This window comes from Lentzea sp. NPDC036949 (assembly GCF_055608075.1).
Window position 1 is genome coordinate 1,159,733 of record NZ_JBVJRA010000001.1, and the last position, 22,566, is coordinate 1,182,298.

Genomic DNA, 22,566 nt, shown 5'->3' on the forward strand with positions numbered 1-22,566 from the left:
CATGAAACCGTGGGAGCTCAAGCTCGGGCTGTTCGTCCTGATCTTGGTGGTGCTGCTGGCGCTGATGTTCTGGTGGAGGTGGCGGGTCGCCAGGAGGGAAGCCGCCGACCACGCCGCCGACCTGGCCAGGTTCGCGGCGATGATGGGCGGGACCGCGTCGGGTCCTGGCGAGGACGTGAGCGCCTGGTCCGCCGGGCTCCTCCGCCCGTTCGCCCACGAGTACGGCAACGTGATCGCCTGGCTGGGACGCGTTTCCGACTCGCGGTTCGAGCACGCGTTGGACTTCGAACGACACGGGTGGCGCATCCGGGTGACCGAGGCGTCGATCGAGCTGCAGGACCCGACCAACGCCGACGTCGCGAACACCCATCACGAACGCCGTGTCGAGGTGGCCACGTCCGAGCTCCCGCCGCTGAAGCTGGTGGTCCGCTCCCCGGGTGGGGGCGAAGGGGCGCGGAACTGGGCTGGTGAGGCGCCTCGACCGGTCGCGGACGGTGGGTCTCGGGAATGGCGTGAACTGACGCTTCCCGCGGGCCTGGACCGGGCTTTCGCAGCCCTCACCGGTGACCCGCACCGAGCGGCCGCGATGTTCGTCCCGGAGGTGGTGCAGCGGTTGCTCGCCGAGGCCGGTGCGGACGACTTCCACAACCTGACGCTGGAGGGCGGCATCGCCTACTCGGTGCTGCCCGGCCAGATCGACCCCGAGCGCCTGCTGCAGGAGGTCGACGCGATAACCGGTCTGCTGCAGCGCTTTCCGGGTGTGAGACCGAGGAACCCCGCTTCTGCCGCATGAGCACACCGACGTCGTCGGATGCGCAGAAGAGCATCCAGTCCTCGGCTCCCGTTCGTCCCCCTGAGAGTTGGTGTTGAGATCAGGATGCACGAGGGGCCTGACAGTTCCGCGAGGCAACGCAACCGTGCCACCGGCCGTCCCCCGAACGTGGACACCCGGATCGAGCTCAGGCAGCCCAGGAACGGCTTCACCACGTTCGTGCTGGTCATCTGCGCCGTCGCGTTCGTGGCGGCGGCGTTGGTGCGGCTGCTGGGCATCGACGGCACCCGGTACATGATCGCCACGACGGCGCTGACGCCGTACATCACGGTGGCGGGGTTGGTCATCGGGTTGTTCGCGTTGTTCCGCAAACGGTGGGTCGTGGGGCTGACGATGACGTTGGTGGCCGTCGTGCTGGTCGCGAACGTGGTGCCGCGGGCGTTCTCGGACCCGCGGCCGAACGTGGTCGGGCAGGAGGTCCGGCTGATGACGTCGAACCTCCTGGTGGGCCAGGCGGACGCCGAGTTCGTGGTCGCGCAGGTCAAGGCCCGCCGGATCGACGTGCTCGCGATGCAGGAGCTGTCGCCCGCGATGGTGCGGGACCTCCAACGCGCCGGGCTCGACCAGGTGCTGCCGAACCAGGTCCTCATCCCGGAACCGGGCGGGTCGGGCTCCGGCATCGCGTCCCGGTTCCCGCTCACCCGGCGCGACCTCACGCCTCCGGGCACGTTGCGGCAGGCAGGGGCACTGGTCGACCTGCCGGGTGCGCAGGACATCGAGGTGGTGTCGGTGCACCCGCTGCCACCGGTGGTCGACGAGGGGCCGGAGCCGTGGCAGCGCGAGCTGGCCGGGCTGCCGAGCCCCGACTCCACCGGCTCGATGCGGGTGCTCGCGGGCGACTTCAACGCCACGCTGGACCACGTCGGCATGACGCGGTTGCTCAACAAGGGCTACGTCGACGCCGCCGACCAGGTCGGCAAGGGGCTGGTGCACACGTGGCCCAGCCAGAGCGGCATCTGGCCACCGCCGGTCACGATCGACCACGTCCTGGTGGACCCGCGGTGTCCCGTCGACACCGTGGACGTGTTCGACATCCCGGGCAGCGACCACCGCGCCCTGGTTGCACAGTTCGTTGTACCGCGCTAGCGGGTTGTCGGTACAACGACGGCATGAAGATCCTCGCCACCGCGGCTCTGCTGGGGGGCTTGCTCGCGCCCGCTCAGGCCGAGGAGACCGTCAGCTGCCAGGCTCCCGACCCGTTCGACATGCGCGTCCAGGAGCACTACGACTTCGCGTTGCTCTACAAGACGCAGTGCGCGTCCAAGCAGAACTGGGACCGCACCTTCGCCGACGTCACCATCGCGACGGACCGGGTGTCCGTCACGGCCTCGACGGCGCTGGCCGGTGCCATCGCCTCGGTGCGCCACGGCGGCCGGGAGTACATCGGCAGCGGCGGCCACGGGTCGGCGTTGCAGTGGGCCGTCCGCCCGTCGGTCGCGAAGCTCGGCCAGAACGACGGCCGGCCGCACACCACCGAGTGCTACAACCCGACCCAGGCCGGCAGCCAGAAGGACGACCACGACGAGCCGCCGCCGTTCCACGGCCCCTCCACCAGCGCGCTCACCCGGTTCGAGAAGACCGGACCCACCAGCTACGCCGCCGCGAGCAGGCTGGCGATGTACGTGCCGCTGGGGGAGCGCAGCAAGTTCGACTCGTGCGACCCGGCGCACTACCAGGACCCCGCTCCCGTCGCCGGTGAGGCGGTCAACCCGATGCCGCTCGGGCTGTCGCGGTACTGGCTCAACCCGGACGTGGACGTGCGGGACAACGTCATCCGGCTCGGCGCCGGCCTGCACGTCGAGGACGCGGAACCGGCGGCGCACCTCGGCGAGGTCTACACGACGGTCGTCGCGTACACGCTGAAGGACTTCACCCGCCAGTACACCTACGTCGACGGCGGGGCGGTGCCGTTCGTGGACGACTGGGACCACAAGAACCGCCCGCTGCTGCGCTGCACCGAGGGCGGTGAGCACTGCCTGGGCCTGTACTGGCAGCGCAGCCGGTTCCCGCAGGGCACGGCCTACGCCTACCAGGCGAGCGTCGAGCCGAACGAGTACACCGCGTGGGGCGGCTCGTACACGGTCGAGGTGACGTTCAAGACCACCGGGCAGCGGCACGCCGCACTGGAGGCCTACGCGGCCGTGGGCACCCAGCAGGAGGTCATCGCGACCCTCGACCGATTGAGTCGCGAACTGCCGTGAGGGCTTCGAGGGCGTTCATCGGCAACGAGACGCCCCGGCCGTGCCTGACCTCCGGCTCGCGCGGGTTGATCCTGACCAGCGCACCGGAGGCGGCACTGGCCAGCTCGGCCTGCCGCCGCACGGTCGGCACCGCGGTGCCCGCACCGATCTCGACCACCACCAGCCGCCGCTGCTCCCGCCGCCACCGCGCGAGCGCGTCGAGCTGCGCCTGGCTGCGGTGCGGCACCCAGCCCCAGTCGCCGAACATCAGGATGTTCGGCCTGGCCAGCCCGCCGCAGTTCGGGCACGTCGGCAACGGGTCGAGCGCGCGCATCGACTCCGGGTCGACCTCGACGTCGAACGAGCACTCCCAGACGTCGTCGCAGCACGGTTCCACGCACTGCGCGTGGTGGATCGACCCGTGCACCTCGGCGACGTCGGTGAACCCGGCCCGCTGGAACTGGCCGTCCACATTGGACGTGAAGACGCGCGCACCCCACGACCGCAGGATCGCGAAACCCTCGTGCGGCACGGTGTCGCGGTACAGCGCGAGCCGGTGGCCGTAGAACCCCCACGCGAGCGCGGGGTCGTCGGCGAAGTGCGCCGGGTCGGCGAGCTCCTCGAACCGCAGCCCGAGCCGCTCGTACGGCGGGTAGGCCCGCCAGAACCCCTCGGTGCCGCGGAAGTCGGGCAGCCCGGAGTCCACGCCGATGCCGGCACCGGCGCAGACGAGCACCGCGTCCGCGCCGGCGACCAGCTCAGCGGCTCTCTCGACGGAGGCGCTGTCCACCGCGGTCACTGCTTGGGCTTGCTCCCGAGCACGACCTCGAACTCCAGCAGGTCGGCACCGGACGACACGGGACGCGCGCGCTCACCGGAGTGCGCGGCGGCACCGGCCTGCCCGTCGCGCCACGCGACGAAGTCCTCGTGCGTCTCCCAGTGCGTGACGACGAAGTAGCGGTCCTCGCCCGCGACCGGCCGCAGCAGCTCGAAGCCGAGGAACCCCGGCTGCTCGTCGACCGCGCCGAGGCGGGCGGCGAAGCGCTTCTCGAGCTCGGGGCCGTTGCCCTCGGGAACCTTGATCGCGTTGATCTTCACGACTGCCATGCCACCCACACTAGCGGCGGAGTACGCCGGGCAGCAGGTACTGATCACCCGGAATGCCCGAGTCGTGGAACCACGCCTGGAAGAACCCGTCGAGCTGCTGCCCGGACGCCTTCGCGACGTGGTCCTCGAACTGCGGCCAGGACGCGTTGCCGTCGCGGTGCTGCGCGGTCCACGAGCGCAGCGCCGGGAAGAACACGTCGTCACCGACCTGCCTGCGCAGCGCGTGCAGCGCGAAGATGCCCTTGTCGTAGACGCCGCGGAACTCGTTGCCCTGGCCCATGTCGTAGAGCTTCGGCGACCAGAACCGGGTGCTGCCGCGCTTCTGCTCCAGCTCGCGGCGGTAGCGGTCGTCGAGGTCCTCGCCCTCGTGCTCGGCCCACAGCCACTGCGAGTACGACGCCAGGCACTCGTTCAGGCAGATGTCCGCCCAGCTCTGCAACGTCACCGAGTCGCCGAACCACTGATGGGCGTTCTCGTGCACGACGGTCTCCAGGTCCGCCCAGGCCGCGTAGATCGGCCGGGTCTGGGTCTCCAGCGAGAACCCGATCTGGTCGGCGACCCAGATGCTGCCGGCCGCGCGCTGCGGGTACGGGCCGAACTTCGACTCCAGCAGCGCGAGGACCTCCGGCAGCCGCGCCTGGACCGGCTTCTTCTGCGCGGACGTGCCGGGTGCGTAGGCGTCGACCACCGGCGTGCCGCCGGGCAGCTGCGAGCGGACGATCTCCCACCTGTCGATGGCCACCGTGACCAGGTACGTCGCCAGCGGCGTGTCCTCCTGCCAGCGGAACGTCGACCAGCCGCCGTCCTTCGTCACCTCGCCCTCCAGGCCGTTCGACACGACCGACCAGCCGTCCGGCACGCGGGCGGCGACCTTCAGCGCGGCCTTGTCGCGCGGGGTGTCGTTGGCGGGGAACCACGTCGTCGCCGAGTGCGGCTGGCCCGCGGCGAACGCGCCACCGGTGGACGAGACCTGCCAGCCGCTGCGGCCCAGGGAAGCGTCGTTGATCGTGGTCGGCTTGCCGCCGTAGGTGACGGCGGTGACGAACTGCCCGCCCTTCGCGACCGGGGCGGACGGCGTGATCACGAGCTCGTGGTCGCCCTCCCGCGCGAACTTCGCGGGCCGACCGCCGACCTCGACCCCGCTGACGTCGAGGCCCTCCAGGTCGAGGTTGAACCTGGCCAGGTCGTCCGTCGCGGTCGCGGTGATCGTCGCGACGCCGTCGAGCCGCTGCGAGCCGGGGTCGTAGGTGATCGCGAGGTCGTAGAGCCGCACGTCGTAGCCGCTGTTGCCGTCCGCCGGGTAGTAGGGGTCGCCCGCACCGGCGCCCGCCTCCACCGCGGCCTGCGGTGACGTGTCCTGGCGCTGCTGCTGCTGCTGCGCGGGGTCACCGCCGGGTGTGCGGAACACGACCAGCAGACCGGCGACGAGCACGACCAGCACGAGGGCGACGAGGTACGGACGGGCCTTCATGCGTTAATCATCCCTGTGTCGGTGGTGGAGTTCGGCGGAACGGGGCGGGGCGTCCTGCTGTTGCACGGCCTGATGAGCAGGGCCACGGCCTGGTGGCCGGTCGCGCAGTGGCTCACACCGCACGGCCGCGTGGTCGGGATCGACGCGCGGGGGCACGGCCGAAACCCGCAGCGGGGCCCCTACCGCACCGAGGACTTCGTCGCCGACGCCGCGGCGGCGATCGAGCGGCTCGATCTCGCACCCGCCGTCGTGATCGGGCACTCCATGGGCGGGCTGCACGCGTGGTGTCTCGCGGCGGCCCGTCCTGACCTGGTCAGCGCGATTGTGGTCGAGGACTTCGCCCCGGACAACAGGGGCCGCACGACCGACGAGTGGAAGTGGTTCTTCGACGCCTGGCCGGTGCCGTTCCAGTCGCTCGCGCACGTGACGTCGTTCTTCGGCGCGCCGGTGTTCGCCGAGTACTTCGAGGAACGCGAGGACGGCTGGCACCTGATCGCGGCGATGGACGACCTCTACGAGATCGCCGCCGAGTGGGGCACGCGGGCGTACTGGGACCAGATCGCGGCCGTCCGCTGCCCGTCGCTCGTCATCGAGGCGGGCCAGGGCGGGCAGCTGCCAGGGCAGATGGCGGCGGCGGCGCGGTCGTGCGGCGGGCAGTACCTCCACGTCCCCGAAGCAGGGCACCTGGTGCACGCCACCGCTCCGTGGGTCTACCGCGGTGCCGTGGAGGCCTTCTTGAGCACGTCGACCTCACCGGTCTGAGTGTCCACGACCGACACCTCGCGGACCTTCGCGCGGATCGGCTCGACCGGGAACACCTCGGCGAACGCCGCCCGGATCGCCGCTTCGCCGACACCGTGCACGAGCGTGCAGTGGGGGACCCAGTTGCCCGGCAGGTAGTAGGCGCTGGGGTTCTTCACGTTGCCGGCCAGCACGTCGTGGATCGCCGAGTGGACGGCCAGCAGCTCGGCGTCGACGACGGCGGCGAGCATCAGCACGTTGTCGACCGCGGCGAACGTGCCCAGGTGGTGCAGCCACAGGTCCGGCAGCCAGAGCCGTTCGAGGTCCTCGCGCAGCTCCTTGCGCACCTTCTGGCCGATGGTCGTCGCCGCCGCGTAAGTGAGGTGCGGTGGGAAGCCGGGTGTTACGCCGATGCGTCGTTGCAGGTCGCGAACCTTCTTGTCCGCGTCGTCGTCGAAGAACGCCACCAGCGCGTGCATCAGTGCTCTCCCGGCAGCGCGAACAGGCCGTCGCGGGTCTGCTCGACCAGGCCGTCGTCCAGCAGCGAGACCAGGCACTTCTCCCGCTGCGTGACGTCGTTCCAGACGAGGTCGAGCTGGATCTTGGGCACCGGGCCGGGTGCGCCGCGCAGCACGTCGAGCAGCTTGCCCCGCACCTGCCGGTCGGTGCCGGCGAACTTCTGCACCTTCTTCTCCGGCCCGGCGTAGGCGGGCCGCCCGGCCAGCTGCCACGCGCACTCCGCGTACAGCGGGCAGTCGGCGCACTTCTGGTTCTTCGCCGTGCAGATCAACGCGCCGAGCTCCATCAGGGCGGCGCTGAACACGGCGGCGTCGTCCCGGTCCTCGGGCAGGATCGCCTCGACGTCCCGCAGGTCTCGCTTGGTCGACGGCGGACCCGCGTCACCGGCACCGTGCACAGCGCGCGCGACGACCCGGCGGACGTTCGTGTCCACGACGGCGCACTTCTGCCCGTACGCGAACGTCGCCACCGCACGGGCCGTGTAGCTGCCAATGCCCGGCAACGACTCCAGCGTCTCGATGTCCGACGGCACCACGTCGCCGTGGTCGCGCGCGATGGCCGTGGCCGCCTCGTGCAACCGCAGCGCGCGCCTCGGGTAGCCGAGCTTGCCCCACATCCGCAGCACCTCGCCCTGCGACGACGCGGCCATCGCACTCGGGACCGGCCACTTCGCCAGCCACTCGTGCCAGATCGGTTCCACGCGGCTCACCGGCGTCTGCTGCAGCATGATCTCGCTGATCAGCACACCCCAGGCGGTGCAGTCGGGTCGGCGCCACGGCAGGTCGCGGGCGGCGGTGTCCCACCAGCCCAGCAGCAACTCGTGATTCATCGCTCGCCATTGTCGCAAACGCACGCGGGGAGCTTTCGTACTCTCGTGGTGCACGAAGGCTCCCCGCGTGCCCCTGGATGTCACGCGGGGGGCCCGCGTTCCCCTGGAGGGCACGCGGGAGTCCCGCGTTCCCCTGGATGTCACGCGGGAGTCCCGCGTTCCCCTCAGGGAAACGCGGGGGCCCCGCGTGGCACGAGGTCAGGTGGCGGCGGGGTCAGGCGGCGGCGGTCTCCGCGGCGTCGACCTCGCGCAGCTCGCCGGTGTGCACGTCGTAGACGAACCCGCGGACCTTGTCGGTGTGCGGGATGAACGGGCTGCGCCGCAGGCGGGCCATCGACCCGCGCACGCTCTGCTCGACGACCTTGAACGCCTCCACGGCCCAGGTCGGCCGCAGGCCGGTGTCGGACTCCAGCTCGTCCTTGAAGTCGTCCTCGGTGACCATTTCGAGGCCGCAGTTCGTGTGGTGCACCAGCAGCACCTCACGCGTGCCGAGTTTGCGCTGGCTCAGCGCCAGCGAGCGGATCATGTCGTCGGTGACGACGCCGCCCGCGTTGCGCAGCACGTGCGCCTCGCCCTGCTTCAACCCGAAGATCTCGAACACCCGGATGCGCGAGTCCATGCAGGTCAGGATCGCCACCTGCAGGGACGGCCGCGCGGAGGAACGGTCTCCGGGAACCACGTTCCCGAGCTCGTAGTTCCGCTTGAGCAGTTCGTCGATCGCGGTCATGACTACCCTCCATGGCCTACCGGCGGACCCCCGCTCGATGGAACTTCAGCGAGCGCGCGTTCACAAGGGCTTTCCGGCAATATCACGTTCACCGGATCGAGCGACGCTCGCCTACGCCTGGATTCCACGTCACCCCGCTACGTTCGGGCCGTGATCGAGCCCACAGCACCACTTTCGTCCTCGGTGTACTGGCGCCGCCGCATCGCCGCGATCGGCGCGGCGCTGGTCACGCTGCTGCTCGTGATCTGGATCGTCGGCCTCTTCGGCTCCGGCCCCGACCAGCCGTCGCAGCCCACCAACGCCGCGGCCGCCGCGGCCTCCACGCCACCGCCGACGATGTCGGAGGCCGGTGCGGCGTCCTCCTCGACGACCCCGCCGCCCGCGGTGAGCACCCCGACAGCCGCGCCGCCTCCGCCGCCCGGCCCGCCGCAGCCGTGTCCCGACGACGCGGTCGTGGTGGTCGCGAAGGTCGACAAACCGGTCTACAGCGGCGGTGACCAGCCGGAACTGTCGATGGACGTGGTCAACAACGGTCCGGCGCCGTGCATCAAGGACATCGGCCGCGAGCACCGCGAGCTGACCGTGCTGACCGCCGACGGGCACACGGTGCTGTGGTCGAGCAACCACTGCCTCGCCGCGACGGGCAGGGAGGTGCGGGTGCTGGCACCGAAGGAGGTCTTCAACTTCGGCACGAAGTGGGCTGCCTCGACCTCGCAGCCGGGGTGCGGACCGCACACCCGGCTGGGCGCCGGCGACTACCTGCTGGTGGCGAAGCTGGCCGGGAAGGCCAGCCAGCCCACCGTGTTCCGGCTGGGGAACTAGGCCCGGCTCACGGGCCGAACCAGCGCTCCTCCGCCCCGCCCCGCGGCGGGCCCGACGTGTTGCCGATCATCAGCTCGGTCGCGAGGTTCACCGACCGCGGCCGGGACCGCTCGTTGGCGTCGAGCAGCAGCTTGCCCGCCGCCCGCCCCTTCTCCAGCACCGGCTGGCGCACGGTCGTCAGCCCGGCCTCCTCGGCCCCGCGAATCCCGTCGAACCCGGTGACCGTGAGGTCGTGCGGCACCCGCAGCCCGCGCCGGGCCGCCTCGGTCATGGCACCCAGCGCCAGCACGTCCGAGGTGCAGATCAACGCCGTGACCTGCGGGTCCCGGTCGAGCACCTGGGCGGCACCGGAGGCACCGGACGAGGGGTTGTGGTCGAACCGCTCGACCACCGGCACCTGCGACCAGTCGACACCGGCCTCGCTGAACGCCTCGGCGAGACCGGAGAGGCGGTTGCGCTGCACGTGGAAGTGCGCGGCGTGCTGGCGGTCCGGCGTCACGAACCCGTCGTTGCGGTCGCGGGCCAGGCGCATGCACACGACGCCGATCCTGCGGTGCCCCAACGAGATCAGGTGCTGCGCGAGCTCGTACATCGCCCCGCGGTCGTCGATGCCGACGCGGTCGACGGTGCCGAGGTCGGGCTGGTCGCAGACCACCGTGGGCACCGGCCGCTCCAGCACGGCCGCGAGGTGCGGGTCGTCGTCGGGCACCGAGTAGACGACGAAGCCGTCGACGCCGGCGCGGTGGACGGACGCGACGTCCTCGCGTTCGGGGTTGGCGGGCACCAGCAGAAGGCCCGTACCCGCGTCCTCGCACGCCAGCGCGAGGCCTTCGAGGAAGCCGATCGCCGCGGGGTCGCGGAAGGCGTAGGAGAGGTTCTCGGTGAGCAGCAGGCCCACCGCCCCCGCCTTGCGGGTGCGCAACGAGCGCGCCACAGGATCCGGGCCGGGGTAACCCAGCCTTCGGGCCGTGTCCAACACCCGGCGACGCAGCTCGGGGGAGAGCTGGTCGGGACGGTTGTACGCGTTGGACACCGTTGTCCGGGAAACGCCCAGCTCAGCGGCCAGGGAGGCCAGCGTCGCAGGACGTCGCACATGCATAGACCGCGCCATGAAAGGACCGTAACGGTTCAGAACCAATTCGTGAAGTCAGGGTGACCGGCGTCCCTCAAATGACGCATCCGCGCTGGTCGTCCCATCTGGCTTGTTCAGAATTTGGTCCAGACCAATATCCCCCGCCGGGTGTCTCACCTCGGGGCCGCTGACGACTCCCGCACGACCAGCCGCGGCCGGAACACGCGCGTGTAGTTGTCGTTGCCCTGCCTGCGCCGATCCGGGTCCAGGCGCTGCACGAGCTCGTCGATCGCGGCCGCCGCCATCTCCTCGATCGGCTGCGCCAGCGTCGTCAAAGCGGGCGAGGAGTAGGCAGCCAGCGGGATGTCGTCGAACCCGACGACGGACAGCCGATCGGGTACCGCGATCCCCCGCTGGTGTGCCTCGCGCATGACGCCCAGCGCCATGTGGTCCGACGAGCAGATCACCGCGGTCGGCGCCACCGTGTCGAGCAGCTGCGCCACCGCCTCGCCACCGCCCTCGGCGCTGAACGGCCCGTGCGCCACGTACTCCGAGCCCGCCGGCAGGTGGTTCTCCTCCAGGGCGGCGGCCCACCCGGCGCGCTTGAGCCGTGACGGCAGCGACCGCGCCGGCCCCGACACGAACCCGATCCGCTCGTGCCCGAGGTCGATCAGGTGCTTGGTGGCCAGGTAACCGGCCATCTGCTCGTCCACCGTCACGTCGGGCACGTCCAGCGCGGGCGTGGCGCCGTTCAGGAACACCATGTGCACGCCGTCGGCCAGCAGCTTCGCGTAGTAGCTCGGCCGCGGGGCCTGCCCGAGCGGGACCTCGACGTTGGTGATCTCCGGTGACACGAACACCATGCCCTCGACCCCGCGGGCGAGCAGCATCCGGACGTACTCCTCCTCGCCCATCGGCGCGCCGCTGCGGGTGTTGCACAGCAGCGAGGAGTAGCCCAGCCGCGCGGCGCGGGTCTCCAGCGCCTCCGCGAACGCCGGGAACACCGGGTTCGACAGCTCCGGCACCAGCAGGCCGATCACGCCCGTGCGCTGCAACGCGCCGAGTCCGCGCGGGGTGTACGGCATCTCCGCGAGCACCGACAGCACCCGCTGGCGGGTCTCGTCGTTGACGCCCGCCCGCCGGTTCAGCACTCGGCTGACGGTCGAGATGGACACCCCGGCTGCCCTGGCGATCTCGGACAGTCCGGACACGTTGCCTCCCTGCTCAGCTTGGGTCGGCGCAAGCCTGCCGTGTCCAGAAAAATTTTGCAATGACGGTTCACGGGACGGGGCCGTTACGGCTTGGTTACGGTCGACGTCTTGACCTGACCATGGTTCGGGTAGTGAAATCGCCCGCAACATTCTCGCAAAACCTTGCAACACCTCGTCTCGCTCGGAGTCGAGGCCCCAGCTGGAGGGAACGGCAGCAACGATGCGACGGACAACCCTCGTGACCGCCATGGCGACGGGTGTCGCCCTCGTGCTCACCGCCTGCGGAAGCGGCGGATCGAGCAGCAACAGCGGATCCGACTCGGGCGAAGTGACGTTCTGGGACACCAGTGGCCCCAACGAGAGCCCCGCGTTCGCCAAGATCGCGAACGACTGCGCCTCGAAGGGCGGCTACAAGGTCAAGGTCGAGACGCAGGCGTTCGACACGGCGCTCGCGAACTACAAGACCGCAGCCCAGGGCGGCCAGGGCCCCGACGTCTTCCGCGCCGAGGTCGCCTGGGTGCCGCAGTTCGCCAAGCTGGGCTACGTCGCCGACCTCTCCGACACCGACCTCGCGAAGGACACCGGCGACTTCCTGGAGGCCCCGCTGGGCTCCACGAAGTTCGAGGGCAAGACCTACGCGGTGCCGCAGGTGACCGACTCCCTCGCGCTGCTCTACAACAAGAAGAAGCTCGCCGACGCGGGCGTCGAACCGCCGAAGACGTGGGACGAGCTCAAGGCAGCGGCCGCCAAGCTGGGCGGCGAGAAGGCGTTCTTCCTCAACAACGACGCGTACTACGCGCTGCCGTTCATCTACGGCGAGGGCGGTGACCTGGTCGACGCCTCCGCGAAGAAGATCGTGGTCAACTCCGAGAAGAACGTGAAGGCGCTGCAGACCGCGAAGGGCCTGCTCGACTCGAAGGCCGCGTTCACCTCGCTCGACGCCGGCAACTCCTACACCACGATGCAGGCCGCGTTCTCCAGCGGCGACGCCGCCATGGTGATCAACGGCCCGTGGGCGGTGGCCGACTACCTCAAGGGCACCGCGTTCACCGACCCGGCCAACCTCGGCATCGCGCCGGTCCCCGGCCCGACCGCGGGCAAGGGCAGCGCCCCGGTCGGCGGCCACGACTACACGATCCGCCAGGGCACCAAGGCGAAGCAGTCGTCGATCAAGTTCGTCCAGTGCATGGCGTCGGCCGAGTCGCAGGCCGCCATCGCCAAGGAGCTGGGCCTGCTGCCGACCCGCAAGTCGGCCTACCAGAACGCCGACGTCAAGGCCAACGCCGTCGTCTCCGCGTTCGAGCCGGTCACCAAGGTCGCGCACGAGCGCGCCTGGATCCCCGAGGGCGGCCAGCTGTTCGACCCGCTGAAGATCGCCTACGCCGACGTCCTCGCCGGCAAGAAGGAGCCGAAGGCCGCTCTCGACGACGTCGCCAAGGCGTACAAGGAGCAGGTCGTCACCGAGTACTCGATCGGCTGATTGGTGTTGGACGGCCGGGGCCTGCCGCCCCGGCCGTCCGCCTGGGGTTCGGAGGAGATCGGTGCGTCGGTTCCTGGACCGGTACTGGTACGCGTATGCGATGGTGCTGCCGGTCGTGGTGGTCATCGCGGTGTTGGTGCTCTACCCGCTCGCGCAGGGCGTGTTCTTCACCTTCACGAACATCAACGAGGGCAACATCGCCAACCCGGTCCTGGACCGGGCCGCGTCCTACGACGTGGTGGGCTTCAAGAACTACCTCAACGTCCTGTCCGGCGGCGACTCCTACGGCGCCTTCTGGGGCACGCTGGTCCGCACGCTGATCTGGACGTTCGCCTGCGTGTTCTTCCACTACACCATCGGCCTGGGCCTGGCGATGCTGCTCAACCGCCAGGTGAAGGGCCGCTCGCTCTACCGCGTGCTGCTGATCCTGCCGTGGGCCGTGCCCGCGTTCATCAGCGCGTTCGCCTGGAAGTACATGTTCAACGCGCAGTACGGGATCATCAACCAGATCCTGCGCGCCGTCGGCCTGCCCGACCCGGTCTGGCTCGGCCAGTCCGACTGGGCCCTCGTGTCCGTGATCATGGTCAACGTCTGGCTGGGCACGCCGTTCATGATGGTGGCGCTCCTGGGCGGCCTGCAGTCGATCCCCGGCGACCTCTACGAGGCGGCGGAGATGGACGGCGCGACGCCGTGGCAGCGCTTCCGCCACGTGACCCTGCCCGGCCTGCGCTCGGTGTCGTCCACGGTGATCCTGCTCGGCATCATCTGGACGTTCAACATGTTCCCGGTGATCTACCTGGTGGCGGGCCCCAACCCGAACACCCGCATCCTGGTGACCTACGCGTTCGAGCGCTTCTTCTCCGGCGCGTCCCGCGACTACGCCATCGCGTCGACCTACGGCGTGCTGATCCTTTCGGTGTTGTTGGTGTTCGCCGCCGTCTACCGGCGGGCACTGCGCAAGCAGGGCGAGGTGTGGTGACGTGACGCTCGATGCTTCGTCCCTCCAGGTGGTCAAGGCCCCCGAACGCCGCCTGAGCCGGTCGGACCGCTCCGCCGGGTCCTCGATCCTGTTGCACGCCACGCTGATCACCGCGTCGGTCATCTCGGTGTTCCCGATCTTCTGGGTGTTCGTCACCTCGCTGAAGCCCGACGCCCGCGCCGTCGAACCGACGCCGAAGCTGTGGAACGAGTCCTCGTTCGACAACTACAGCCGCGTGCTGGCCGGCGAGAAGGGCGACTTCCTCGCCTGGTTCGGCAACTCCGTGGTGATCGCACTGCTGACCACCGTGCTCGGCGTGTTCATCTCGGCCACCGCCGGCTACGCGGCCTCGCGCTTCCGGTTCCCCGGCAAGCGCGGCCTGATGATGTCGTTCCTGCTGGTGCAGATGTTCCCGTTCGCGGTCCTGATCGTGCCGCTCTACAACATCCTGATCGCGTTGGGGCTCAACGGTTCCACCATCGGCCTGGTGCTCGTTTACTGCACCACCGCGGTGCCGTTCTGCACGTACATGCTCAAGGGCTACTTCGACACGGTCCCCGCCGACATCGACGAGGCCGGCCGCGTGGACGGCTTGTCGCCGTTCGGCGTGTTCTGGCGGCTGATCATGCCGCTGGCCAAGCCGGGCCTCGCGGTGACGTCGTTCTACGCGTTCCTCACGGCGTGGGGCGAGGTGGCGTTCGCGTCGGCGTTCCTGTCGGCGGCGGACGAGTCGAAGACCCTGGCCGTCGGGTTGCAGGTGTTCGTGCAGCAGAACCGCACCGAGTGGGGCCACCTCGCGGCCGCGTCCATCCTGGTCGCCATCCCGGCGATCGTCGTGTTCTACCTGGTGCAGCGGTTCTTGGTGACCGGGCTCGCGTCCGGTGCCGTGAAGGGCTGACCGCGGGCGGCGCGTGAGAGCGCGCTCATCCATGCTGTCGGACGTAAGCGCTTGCGTTGCGAACTCGCGCAACGCAAGCGCTTACGGCCATTCCCGTAAGCGCTTGCAATGCATAACGTCGCGCCCAGACAAGCGGTGAAAGGTGCGTCACATGGCAGAGGTGTCCTACGTCAAGGCGTCGAGGGTGTTCTCCGGCAACCCGCCGGTGCGCGCGGTCGACGAGCTGTCGCTCGAGGTCGCTGACGGCGAGTTCCTGGTGCTCGTCGGCCCGTCCGGTTCCGGCAAGTCGACGGCGCTGCGCATGCTCGCCGGCCTCGAGGACATCGACGAGGGCGCCATCCACATCGGCGGCAAGGACGTCACGAACGTCCCGCCGAAGGGCCGCGACATCGCCATGGTGTTCCAGTCCTACGCGCTCTACCCGCACATGACCGTCGCCGAGAACATGGGCTTCGCGCTCAAGCTCCGCGGCGTCAACAAGACCGAGATCAAGGCGAAGGTCGAAGAGGCCGCCAAGATGCTCGACCTCACCAAGTACCTGGAGCGCAAGCCGAAGGCGCTCTCCGGTGGTCAGCGCCAGCGCGTCGCCATGGGCCGCGCCATCGTCCGCGAGCCCTCCGTGTTCCTCATGGACGAGCCGCTGTCCAACCTGGACGCCAAGCTCCGCGTCGAGACCCGCGCCAACATCGCCGCCCTCCAGCAGCGCCTCGGCACCACCACGATCTACGTCACGCACGACCAGGTCGAGGCCATGACGATGGGTCACCGCGTCGCCGTGCTCAAGGACGGCCTGCTGCAGCAGTGCGACACCCCGCGCGCGCTGTACGACCGCCCGGCCAACGCGTTCGTCGCGGGCTTCATCGGCTCGCCGGCCATGAACCTCAAGACCGTGCCGATCACGTCCGAGGGCGCGAAGCTCGACGGCGTCATCGTGCCGCTCTCGCGTGACGCGATCGCCGCCGCCGGTGGCCTGGACGAGGTCACCTTCGGCATCCGCCCCGAGGCCCTCGGCATCGTGCCGTCGGGCGAGGAGGGCATGGAGATGACCGTCGAGCTGGTCGAGGAGCTCGGCGCCGACGCGCTCGTGCACGGCGCCGTGAAGATCGGCGACTCGTCGCAGCGCTTCGTCGTCCGCGTCGACGGCCGCACGCCGCCCACCCTGGGCCAGCACGTCAAGGTCGCCGTGCGCGACCACAGCGAGATCCACCTGTTCCACCCCGAGACGGGCGACCGTCTGGAGGCGTGAGTCACACGCGAAGGCCCCCGGCGTGACCGCCGGGGGCTTTTTCATGTCGTAAGCTGAACTCGACAACGGTTTCCATTACCTGATCGAGGGACGGCGTGATGACTCTCCGCAACGCTCTGGTCGGCACTCTCGCCGTCGTGAGCCTGGCAGCCTGCGGCACGACCACGCCGGCCGCGGACAACGGCAAGATCAAGGTGGTCACCTCCACCAACGTCTGGGGCAGCGTCGTCGCCGCCGTCGGTGGTGACGCGGTCGAGGTCAAGGCGCTGCTGGAGGACCCCGGCGCCGACCCGCACTCCTACGAGAGCAAGCCCGCCGACGCCGCACTGGTCAAGGACGCCAAGCTCGTCGTGTTCAACGGCGGCGGCTACGACGACTTCTTCGCGAAGCTGATCACCAGCGACGCCACCAAGAAGGTCGAGGCGTTCCCGCTGCGCGAGCACAGCCACGCCGAGGAGCCGGCCACCTCCACCGCCACCACGACCTCCGAGGCGCCCGCCGCGGACGACCACGGCCACGAGCACGGCGAGAACGAGCACGTCTGGTACGACCTGCACACCGTCCAGGCCGTGGCCGAGGCCGCGGCGAACGAGCTGAGCGCGCTCGCACCGGACAAGAAGGCGACGTTCGAGAGCAACACCCAGAAGTTCACCGCCGCGCTGGAGGACCTGGAGAAGAAGGTCACGGGCGTCGGCGCCGGCAAGAAGGTCGCCGCCACCGAACCGATCGCCCACTACCTGCTCGACGAGGCCGGCGCCGAGGACGCGACCCCCGAGGCGTTCAGCAAGGCCGTCGAGGAGGAGTCCGACGTCCCCGCAGCCGCGCTGGCCGAGATGAACCAGCTGGTCGAGGGCAAGAAGGTCAACGTGCTGGTCAACAACACCCAGACCGAGAACAACGTCACCAAGCAGCTCGTCGAGAAGGCCAAGGCGGCCGGTGTGCCCGTCGTCGAGGTCACCGAGACGTTGCCCGCGGGAACGACCGGCTACCTTGACTGGATGAGCAAGCAGGTGGACGCCCTTTCGCAGGCGCTCAAGGCATGACCGCGATCTCGCTGCGCGGCGCCCGGCTGTCCTACGGGGACAGAGTGCTGTGGGACTCCCTCGACCTCGACGTCGAACCCGGTGAGTTCCTCGCGGTGCTCGGCCCGAACGGCTCCGGCAAGACGAGCCTGATGCGCGTGCTGCTGGGCCTGCAACCGCTGTCCTCGGGCACGGTCGAGGTCAACGGCGGCAACCGCGCCATCGGCTACATCCCGCAGCAGCGAGCGCTCGACCAATCCATGACGCTGCGCGGCCGCGACCTCGTCGGCCTGGGTCTCGACGGCTACCGCTGGGGCCTGGGCGTACGAGGTCGCGCCGCCCGCCGCATCCGCGTCGACGCGGCCATCGAGTCCGTGGGCGCCACCCGCTACGCCGACTCCCCGATCGGCCTGCTGTCCGGCGGCGAACAACAACGCCTGCGCGTCGCCCAAGCCCTCGTCGGCGACCCCACCGTGATGCTCTGCGACGAGCCACTCCTCTCACTCGACCTCGCCAACCAGCGCGTGGTGAGCGAGCTGATCGACAAACGCCGCCGCGAAGCCGCCACCGCCGTCCTCTTCGTGACGCACGAGCTGAACCCGGTCCTGCCACTCGTGGACCGGGTCCTGTACCTGGTCGGCGGCCGCTTCCGCATCGGCACCCCGGAAGAGGTCATGACCTCCGCGACCCTGTCCGAGCTGTACCGCACACCGGTCGAGGTCGTGCGCGTGCGCGACCAGATCCTGGTCGTCGGCGCCGGCGCCTGCGAGGAACAGACCCACCACCTGTCGGCGGGGGCCGCGTCGTGACCGCCTCCTCGTCCTCCACCCGTTCGTCGGCGGGAGCCGCGTCGTGACCTTCTTCGACCTCCTCGCCCTGGACTTCGTGCAGACCGCCCTGATCGCCGCCGCGGTCCTCGGCCTGGTCGCGGGCGCACTGGGCCCGTTCATCGTGACCCGCAAGATGGCCTTCGCCGTCCACGGCACCTCCGAACTCGCCTTCACCGGCGGCGCGGCCGCCCTGCTGCTCGGCGTCGGCGTCGGCTACGGCGCACTGGCCGGCTCGATCATCGCCGCGGTGCTCCTCGGTGTGCTGTCCCGCCGCGAGAGCGACCGCGACTCGGTGATCGGCGCGATCCTCGCCTTCGGCCTCGGCATGGGCATCCTCATGCTGGCCCTCTACAAAGGACGTTCGTCGAACAAGTTCGGCCTGCTGGTGGGCCAGATCGTCGGCGTCGACTCGACCGACCTGCAACTGCTGGTGATCTCCTCCGCAGCCGTCCTCGCCGTGCTGGCGGTGATCTACCGCCCCCTGTTCTTCGCTTCGGTCGACCCCGACGTGGCCGTCGCACGCGGCGTGCCGGTCCGCGGCCTGTCGATCGTGTTCGCGGTGCTCATAGGCGTCGCGACGGCGCTGTCGGTGCAGGTCGTGGGCGCTCTGCTGGTGCTGGCCCTCATGATCACCCCCGCCGCGGCGGCCATGCGGCTGACCGCGTCACCGGTGCGGGCGATCGTGCTGTCCGTCGTGTTCGCCGAGGTCGCCGCGGTGGGCGGAATCCTGCTGTCGCTGCAACCCGGGCTGCCGGTGTCGGCGCTCGTCACGGCGGTGAGCTTCGTGATCTACCTGGTCTGTCGTGGGATCGGGGCTGTGCGGACCGGGGCTTCGCGGGCTGCGTGACAGGCCGCGGGTTGTCGCTCGGACGGGTGAATCCTGTCCGGATTTGCCTCGATCGTCGTCTGGTAGATGTCCGGAAAGCATGGTCGTCTTCGCCCCGTGAGGAAGGAAGCGCGGGGGAGGCGGCAGGGGAACGTGGGGTTCTCATGGGAACGAGAATCAGCGAGTGCTGAGGGTTCGGCGGGCAGGGCAAGGGTGATCGGGTCGCGCGGTCCGGGGCCGTGGGCATGAGGTCGCGGGCATGGGGTCGCGGGCGTGAGGGCGTGCCACTGGGCACGAGGCGCCATGGGTGTGAGACGCCACGGGCATGACGGCTGCCCCGAGCTCAGGCGGTCTCGGCCCAGACCGTGGTTGCTCGGACCGTGGTGTGCTCGGACCGTGCCTCGCCCGGAGCGCGCAGGCACCCGGCGAAGCGGCGACCCAGCCCGAACGCGGCTCAGGCCGAACGTGACGTGATGGGCTTCGTGACGTCGTCCGCCCGAGGAGCCGGCATCAACCGCGGCGGAATGTCCAGCCCGGCCACCCGGACCTGGTTGCGCCCGTTCTCCTTGGCCTTGTACAGGGCGGCGTCCGCGGAGTGCTGCGCGGTCGCCATGTCCGGGCCGTTGTCCGGGATGACGGCCACGCCGATGGACGCGGAGATGGCGCGCAGCGAGTCGCCGTCGGGTTCCGAGGGCTGGATCTCGCGGCCGTAGAGGGTCACCACGTTGCGGTGCTTGTCGGTGGTCGGGACGGCGAGACGGCCGATGGCCTCGCGGATGCGTTCGGCGATCGTCACGCCCTGGGCGACCGGGGTGTCCTTCAGGGCCACGACGAACTCCTCGCCGCCGTCGCGGCCGGCTACGTCGCCGGGGCGGAGCTTTTCGCGCAGGATGCGGCCGACCTCGGCCAGGACCGCGTTGCCCGCGGGGTGGCCCCAGGTGTCGTTGATGCGCTTGAAGTGGTCGAGGTCGATGACGAGGACGGTCATCGGGACGCCGTCGAGGCGGCAGCGTTCGGCGAGGCGGCCGGCGTACTCGGCGAGGCCGTTCGTGTTCAGCAGGCCCGTGCGGTAGTCGGTGTGCGCGTCGGCGGCGAGGCGTTGGTGGAGCTGCTCCTGTTCGCGCAGGAGTCGTTCGAGATGCGTGCGGCGCTCAGCCGCCCGGGACAACAGTGCGTTCACCAAGATCACGGGGACCACCAGCAGCAGGGGGCCGACCCAGTGGGAGGTCATGAGCATGCCGAGCATCGCGCCCGCGCCGAGCGTGCTCATCTCCAGCATGTTGTCGACGCGGGAGCCGAGGAACTCGAAGACCTTCGAGTTCGGGGTCACGATCTTGAACGCGACCGCCACGGTCATCACCTGGACGAACCAGTACACGAGGGCGGCTATCGCGAGGACCAGGACCAGGCCGAGGTCGGTGGGCACGTTTCCGGTCGCGGCCAGCGAGACACCCGAGAGGTGCACGAGCGCCCACGACAGCAGGGTGGAGGCCAGCATGGAGGCGGTGCCGAAGACGAAGCGGTACGGCTGGCGGCGGGCGATCGGCTGGATCAGGATGCGCATCCAGATCGTGGCGACCACCGCGAGGCCACCGGGCAGGGCGACCGCGGCGGCGAACGTCCAGACCGACGTCAGGTCGATGTGGGGACCGGAGGCCTCGTTGCGGCGGGCCTCCTCGGCTCTGCGGACGATCGTCAGGTGGATCGTGATCGCGGCGATCAGCGCGCCGAAGCGCAGCCAGTCCGTGGTGGCGACCGGGGTGAGATTCGTCAGCAGCCAGATGGCGGCGCCGGTGACCGCGGCTTCGAGCACGAAGAAGTACGCGATCGCGCTGGGCGCAACGGTCCAAAGGTCCCAGTTGCGAATCGGAGTCAAGCCGAGTGCCCGCGATCGCCCGCGATCAGTCAAACTGTTCTTCACCACGACCCCCTACGCTCATGACACATCATGAGCAAGCCGCTGCTGACCCGGTCGTAGACCACCGCGCTGCTGCTCGTCGCAACGAGGAGGTGTCCTGCCATGAGCAACCGTGACTTCTGAACACCACCCTCCTCAATGCTTCGCCCGGAACCTCCGCGTTTGAGGTGCCTCCTCGATCGGGATATCGCTATTGGTGACCGTTCTGTTTCAGATTGCCACCGTCTTGCTGTCCGCGCGACGCCGCGCCCGGCGCCAGGCGAAGGTGGCCTGTGTCGCCAGCAGCAACCCGATGCCCCCCGCGCCCGCGATCGTTGCTGTGATCGAACCGACCGAATGGGCGACGACACCGGCCAGTGCCATTCCGCCGCCCTGGCTCGAACGCAGTGCCGCGCGCCCAATGCCATAGGCCCTTCCGCGGTACTGGTCGGGAAGTAGTCGCATCCACGCCGAACGAGCGGGTGTGTGATAAGCCCCGCCTATACCGGCGATGACCAACAAAACGATCGTCCACGTCAGGTTCGGGTTGAACGCGAACATGATCAACGGCGCCAGCGACAGGATCGCGAGCGGACCGATCAGGCGTTCCCGCTTGGCCGGGTCCCGCACGATGCGGAACAGCAACGCCACGCCGAGCACGTTCGCGGCCGGCTCGATCGCGAGGATCAGGCCCACCGCCCACACCGCGTCCAGGCTCGCCGCCAGCGGCACCGCCAAGCCCTCCGGGACCATCGCGAGCCCCGCCAGCAGCCGGACGCCCAGCAGGGTCCTCAGCCGCGGCTCCGTCACCATCAACGTGAGCACGCCGCGCGGCTCTTCGTCGTCCTTCTTCTTGCGTCCCAGCGGGTCCGCGGCAGGGCGGTGCTTGACCGACACCTGCACCAGGATCGCCAGGGCGGCGAACGTCACGGCGTTGATCGCCAACGCGATGCCGGGGTTCGTGTGGGCGACGAGGAACCCGGCGGCGGCGAGCCCGGCCATCTGAGCGATGTCCACGGACGTGCCGAAGAGCGCCACACCGTCGTCGTAGCGCTTGGCCGGCAGCACGTGCGGGAGGCTCGCCTCCTGGGCAGCCAGGTACGGCGAGGAAATCGCCAGCACCACGACCAGCAGCACGATCATCGCCCACAGCGGCATGCCGGGAATCGCCATCGCGGCCATGAGCACGGCCTGCATCCAGGCCGTCGTCACCATTACCGTGCGTCGCGGGAACCGGTCGGCGACCCAGCCGAGCAACGGACCCGAAATCAGCGGCGGGAAGAGCGTCAACGACCAGGTGAGCGCGGTCCACGCTGCGGATTGTGTTCGTTCGAACACGAGCAGCGACAATGCGACCGCGGCGAGTTGGTCACCGGCGGTCGAAGCGGTGGAGCCGATCCACATGGCGCGGAACTCACGCAAACCCACGAGCTCGCGGAGCGCGCCTCGGGTCGTCATGCGTGTCCTCGGCGCGTCGCGGCCCGGCCGTGGCGAATCAGCTCGTCCTGATTCGTTCTACGCCGAGTCACGTCGCCCCCGCCGGTGGTAATCAATTCCTATCGACAATCACGGTAGAAGCTGCCTGACCGTTCAACGTCTGTCCTACCACAGTGTGTACCTAAACGGAGCAGGCCAGTTACCTAAAGTAGTTACAATAGCGAAACGCAGGCCTGATCTTCTTCACAGTTGACCTCGGATTCGCCTGGTTGGAGCCCAAATGGTCACGCAACGTGTCGCGTGGTGCCAATCGGTCCTCACCGGCTCGGCCAACCGGTGCAATCAGCTCCAACCGTCGTCCGCCGACTCCCGGCGGGTGCGGCAACAAAGGAACAGATGTGAAGGTACCCGCGCTCGGGAGTACCCGCGTAATAGGCCAC

Annotated in this window: 22 protein-coding genes; 12 read left to right on the forward strand and 10 right to left on the reverse strand. The window is 69.7% G+C overall.

The window, feature by feature from the left end:
* The first annotated feature begins 1 nt into the window (after position 1).
* From ACZ7CD_RS05885 to ACZ7CD_RS05895, 3 genes are all read left to right on the forward strand, one after another.
* A complete protein-coding gene (locus ACZ7CD_RS05885; protein WP_458429628.1) occupies positions 2-793 on the forward strand; it encodes a hypothetical protein in 792 nt (263 codons plus the stop codon).
* Positions 794-940: 147 nt separating this feature from the next.
* Entirely contained in the window at positions 941-1,918 is a 978-nt protein-coding gene (locus tag ACZ7CD_RS05890; RefSeq protein WP_470378379.1) for an endonuclease/exonuclease/phosphatase family protein, read from the forward strand.
* 23 nt (positions 1,919-1,941) lie between these two features.
* Positions 1,942-3,033, forward strand: coding sequence for a hypothetical protein (locus ACZ7CD_RS05895; protein ID WP_360385252.1), 1,092 nt, complete (start codon positions 1,942-1,944; stop codon positions 3,031-3,033).
* On the opposite strand, the gene ACZ7CD_RS05900 is transcribed toward ACZ7CD_RS05895, so the two are convergent.
* The 3 genes from ACZ7CD_RS05900 to ACZ7CD_RS05910 are packed head-to-tail and all read right to left on the reverse strand — an operon-like array spanning position 2,993 to position 5,590.
* Positions 2,993-3,802 carry an SIR2 family NAD-dependent protein deacylase gene (locus ACZ7CD_RS05900; RefSeq protein ID WP_360385254.1) on the reverse strand — a complete coding sequence of 270 codons (810 nt, stop codon included), beginning with the start codon at positions 3,800-3,802 and terminating at the stop codon, positions 2,993-2,995. The genes ACZ7CD_RS05895 and ACZ7CD_RS05900 overlap by 41 nt on opposite strands.
* Positions 3,803-3,807: 5 nt before the next feature.
* Positions 3,808-4,119 carry an antibiotic biosynthesis monooxygenase family protein gene (locus ACZ7CD_RS05905; protein WP_360385256.1) on the reverse strand — a complete coding sequence of 104 codons (312 nt, stop codon included), beginning with the start codon at positions 4,117-4,119 and terminating at the stop codon, positions 3,808-3,810.
* A gap of 10 nt (positions 4,120-4,129) precedes the next feature.
* Positions 4,130-5,590: a M1 family metallopeptidase gene (locus tag ACZ7CD_RS05910; protein WP_470378380.1), complete on the reverse strand. Its 1,461-nt coding sequence runs from the start codon at positions 5,588-5,590 to the stop codon at positions 4,130-4,132.
* 15 nt (positions 5,591-5,605) lie between these two features.
* Here ACZ7CD_RS05910 and ACZ7CD_RS05915 point away from each other — a divergent pair, with 15 nt between their 5' ends.
* A complete protein-coding gene (locus ACZ7CD_RS05915) occupies positions 5,606-6,352 on the forward strand; it encodes an alpha/beta fold hydrolase (RefSeq protein WP_360385260.1) in 747 nt (248 codons plus the stop codon).
* Here the strand turns inward: ACZ7CD_RS05915 and ACZ7CD_RS05920 are convergent.
* From ACZ7CD_RS05920 to ACZ7CD_RS05930, 3 genes are all read right to left on the reverse strand, one after another.
* A complete protein-coding gene (locus ACZ7CD_RS05920; RefSeq protein ID WP_458429623.1) occupies positions 6,301-6,810 on the reverse strand; it encodes a 2'-5' RNA ligase family protein in 510 nt (169 codons plus the stop codon). The two genes, ACZ7CD_RS05915 and ACZ7CD_RS05920, sit on opposite strands and share 52 nt — an antisense overlap.
* Positions 6,810-7,679, reverse strand: coding sequence for an A/G-specific adenine glycosylase (locus ACZ7CD_RS05925; RefSeq protein ID WP_360385264.1), 870 nt, complete (start codon positions 7,677-7,679; stop codon positions 6,810-6,812). The genes ACZ7CD_RS05920 and ACZ7CD_RS05925 overlap by 1 nt, the downstream gene beginning before the upstream one ends.
* A gap of 214 nt (positions 7,680-7,893) precedes the next feature.
* The gene (locus ACZ7CD_RS05930) at positions 7,894-8,406 is read right to left on the reverse strand and encodes a beta-class carbonic anhydrase (protein WP_458429621.1); all 513 of its coding nucleotides are present in this window, start codon (positions 8,404-8,406) and stop codon (positions 7,894-7,896) included.
* 150 nt (positions 8,407-8,556) lie between these two features.
* Here ACZ7CD_RS05930 and ACZ7CD_RS05935 point away from each other — a divergent pair, with 150 nt between their 5' ends.
* Complete coding sequence (locus ACZ7CD_RS05935) at positions 8,557-9,228, forward strand: hypothetical protein (protein ID WP_470378381.1); 672 nt, start codon at positions 8,557-8,559, stop codon at positions 9,226-9,228.
* 7 nt (positions 9,229-9,235) lie between these two features.
* On the opposite strand, the gene ACZ7CD_RS05940 is transcribed toward ACZ7CD_RS05935, so the two are convergent.
* Together ACZ7CD_RS05940 and ACZ7CD_RS05945 are read right to left on the reverse strand one after the other, a co-directional pair.
* Positions 9,236-10,339: a LacI family DNA-binding transcriptional regulator gene (locus ACZ7CD_RS05940; RefSeq protein ID WP_360385270.1), complete on the reverse strand. Its 1,104-nt coding sequence runs from the start codon at positions 10,337-10,339 to the stop codon at positions 9,236-9,238.
* A gap of 134 nt (positions 10,340-10,473) precedes the next feature.
* A complete protein-coding gene (locus ACZ7CD_RS05945; protein ID WP_360385272.1) occupies positions 10,474-11,511 on the reverse strand; it encodes a LacI family DNA-binding transcriptional regulator in 1,038 nt (345 codons plus the stop codon).
* A gap of 220 nt (positions 11,512-11,731) precedes the next feature.
* On the opposite strand from ACZ7CD_RS05945, the gene ACZ7CD_RS05950 reads away from it, so the two are divergent.
* From ACZ7CD_RS05950 to ACZ7CD_RS05980, 7 genes are all read left to right on the forward strand, one after another.
* The gene (locus ACZ7CD_RS05950) at positions 11,732-12,991 is read left to right on the forward strand and encodes an extracellular solute-binding protein (RefSeq protein ID WP_470378382.1); all 1,260 of its coding nucleotides are present in this window, start codon (positions 11,732-11,734) and stop codon (positions 12,989-12,991) included.
* A gap of 61 nt (positions 12,992-13,052) precedes the next feature.
* Positions 13,053-13,970 (forward strand): carbohydrate ABC transporter permease, encoded by a 918-nt coding sequence (locus ACZ7CD_RS05955; protein WP_470378383.1) that lies wholly within the window; start codon positions 13,053-13,055, stop codon positions 13,968-13,970.
* A 1-nt stretch (position 13,971) separates the two neighbouring features.
* The gene (locus ACZ7CD_RS05960; protein ID WP_360385276.1) at positions 13,972-14,868 is read left to right on the forward strand and encodes a sugar ABC transporter permease; all 897 of its coding nucleotides are present in this window, start codon (positions 13,972-13,974) and stop codon (positions 14,866-14,868) included.
* 151 nt (positions 14,869-15,019) lie between these two features.
* Positions 15,020-16,114 (forward strand): ABC transporter ATP-binding protein, encoded by a 1,095-nt coding sequence (locus tag ACZ7CD_RS05965; RefSeq protein ID WP_360385278.1) that lies wholly within the window; start codon positions 15,020-15,022, stop codon positions 16,112-16,114.
* Positions 16,115-16,212: 98 nt separating this feature from the next.
* The gene (locus tag ACZ7CD_RS05970; RefSeq protein ID WP_360385280.1) at positions 16,213-17,157 is read left to right on the forward strand and encodes a metal ABC transporter solute-binding protein, Zn/Mn family; all 945 of its coding nucleotides are present in this window, start codon (positions 16,213-16,215) and stop codon (positions 17,155-17,157) included.
* The gene (locus ACZ7CD_RS05975) at positions 17,154-17,945 is read left to right on the forward strand and encodes a metal ABC transporter ATP-binding protein (protein WP_360385282.1); all 792 of its coding nucleotides are present in this window, start codon (positions 17,154-17,156) and stop codon (positions 17,943-17,945) included. The genes ACZ7CD_RS05970 and ACZ7CD_RS05975 overlap by 4 nt, the downstream gene beginning before the upstream one ends.
* A gap of 43 nt (positions 17,946-17,988) precedes the next feature.
* Complete coding sequence (locus tag ACZ7CD_RS05980) at positions 17,989-18,813, forward strand: metal ABC transporter permease (protein WP_360385284.1); 825 nt, start codon at positions 17,989-17,991, stop codon at positions 18,811-18,813.
* 433 nt (positions 18,814-19,246) lie between these two features.
* Here ACZ7CD_RS05980 and ACZ7CD_RS05985 read toward each other — a convergent pair whose 3' ends face one another.
* The gene (locus ACZ7CD_RS05985) at positions 19,247-20,668 is read right to left on the reverse strand and encodes a GGDEF domain-containing protein (RefSeq protein WP_360385286.1); all 1,422 of its coding nucleotides are present in this window, start codon (positions 20,666-20,668) and stop codon (positions 19,247-19,249) included.
* Between the two features lie 252 nt (positions 20,669-20,920).
* Positions 20,921-22,147, reverse strand: coding sequence for an MFS transporter (locus ACZ7CD_RS05990; protein WP_470378384.1), 1,227 nt, complete (start codon positions 22,145-22,147; stop codon positions 20,921-20,923).
* Between the last annotated feature and the right edge of the window lie 419 nt (positions 22,148-22,566).

Coding starts and splice junctions, on each gene's coding strand:
- ACZ7CD_RS05885 (WP_458429628.1), top strand. CDS start 2: ATGAAACCGTGGGAGCTCAAGCTCGGGCTGTTCGTCCTGATCTTGGTG.
- ACZ7CD_RS05930 (WP_458429621.1), bottom strand. CDS start 8,406: ATGACCGCGATCGACGAACTGCTCAAGCGGAACTACGAGCTCGGGAAC.
- ACZ7CD_RS05950 (WP_470378382.1), top strand. CDS start 11,732: ATGCGACGGACAACCCTCGTGACCGCCATGGCGACGGGTGTCGCCCTC.
- ACZ7CD_RS05975 (WP_360385282.1), top strand. CDS start 17,154: ATGACCGCGATCTCGCTGCGCGGCGCCCGGCTGTCCTACGGGGACAGA.
- ACZ7CD_RS05905 (WP_360385256.1), bottom strand. CDS start 4,119: ATGGCAGTCGTGAAGATCAACGCGATCAAGGTTCCCGAGGGCAACGGC.
- ACZ7CD_RS05925 (WP_360385264.1), bottom strand. CDS start 7,679: ATGAATCACGAGTTGCTGCTGGGCTGGTGGGACACCGCCGCCCGCGAC.
- ACZ7CD_RS05940 (WP_360385270.1), bottom strand. CDS start 10,339: ATGGCGCGGTCTATGCATGTGCGACGTCCTGCGACGCTGGCCTCCCTG.
- ACZ7CD_RS05920 (WP_458429623.1), bottom strand. CDS start 6,810: ATGCACGCGCTGGTGGCGTTCTTCGACGACGACGCGGACAAGAAGGTT.
- ACZ7CD_RS05965 (WP_360385278.1), top strand. CDS start 15,020: ATGGCAGAGGTGTCCTACGTCAAGGCGTCGAGGGTGTTCTCCGGCAAC.
- ACZ7CD_RS05910 (WP_470378380.1), bottom strand. CDS start 5,590: ATGAAGGCCCGTCCGTACCTCGTCGCCCTCGTGCTGGTCGTGCTCGTC.
- ACZ7CD_RS05990 (WP_470378384.1), bottom strand. CDS start 22,147: ATGACGACCCGAGGCGCGCTCCGCGAGCTCGTGGGTTTGCGTGAGTTC.
- ACZ7CD_RS05970 (WP_360385280.1), top strand. CDS start 16,213: ATGACTCTCCGCAACGCTCTGGTCGGCACTCTCGCCGTCGTGAGCCTG.
- ACZ7CD_RS05895 (WP_360385252.1), top strand. CDS start 1,942: ATGAAGATCCTCGCCACCGCGGCTCTGCTGGGGGGCTTGCTCGCGCCC.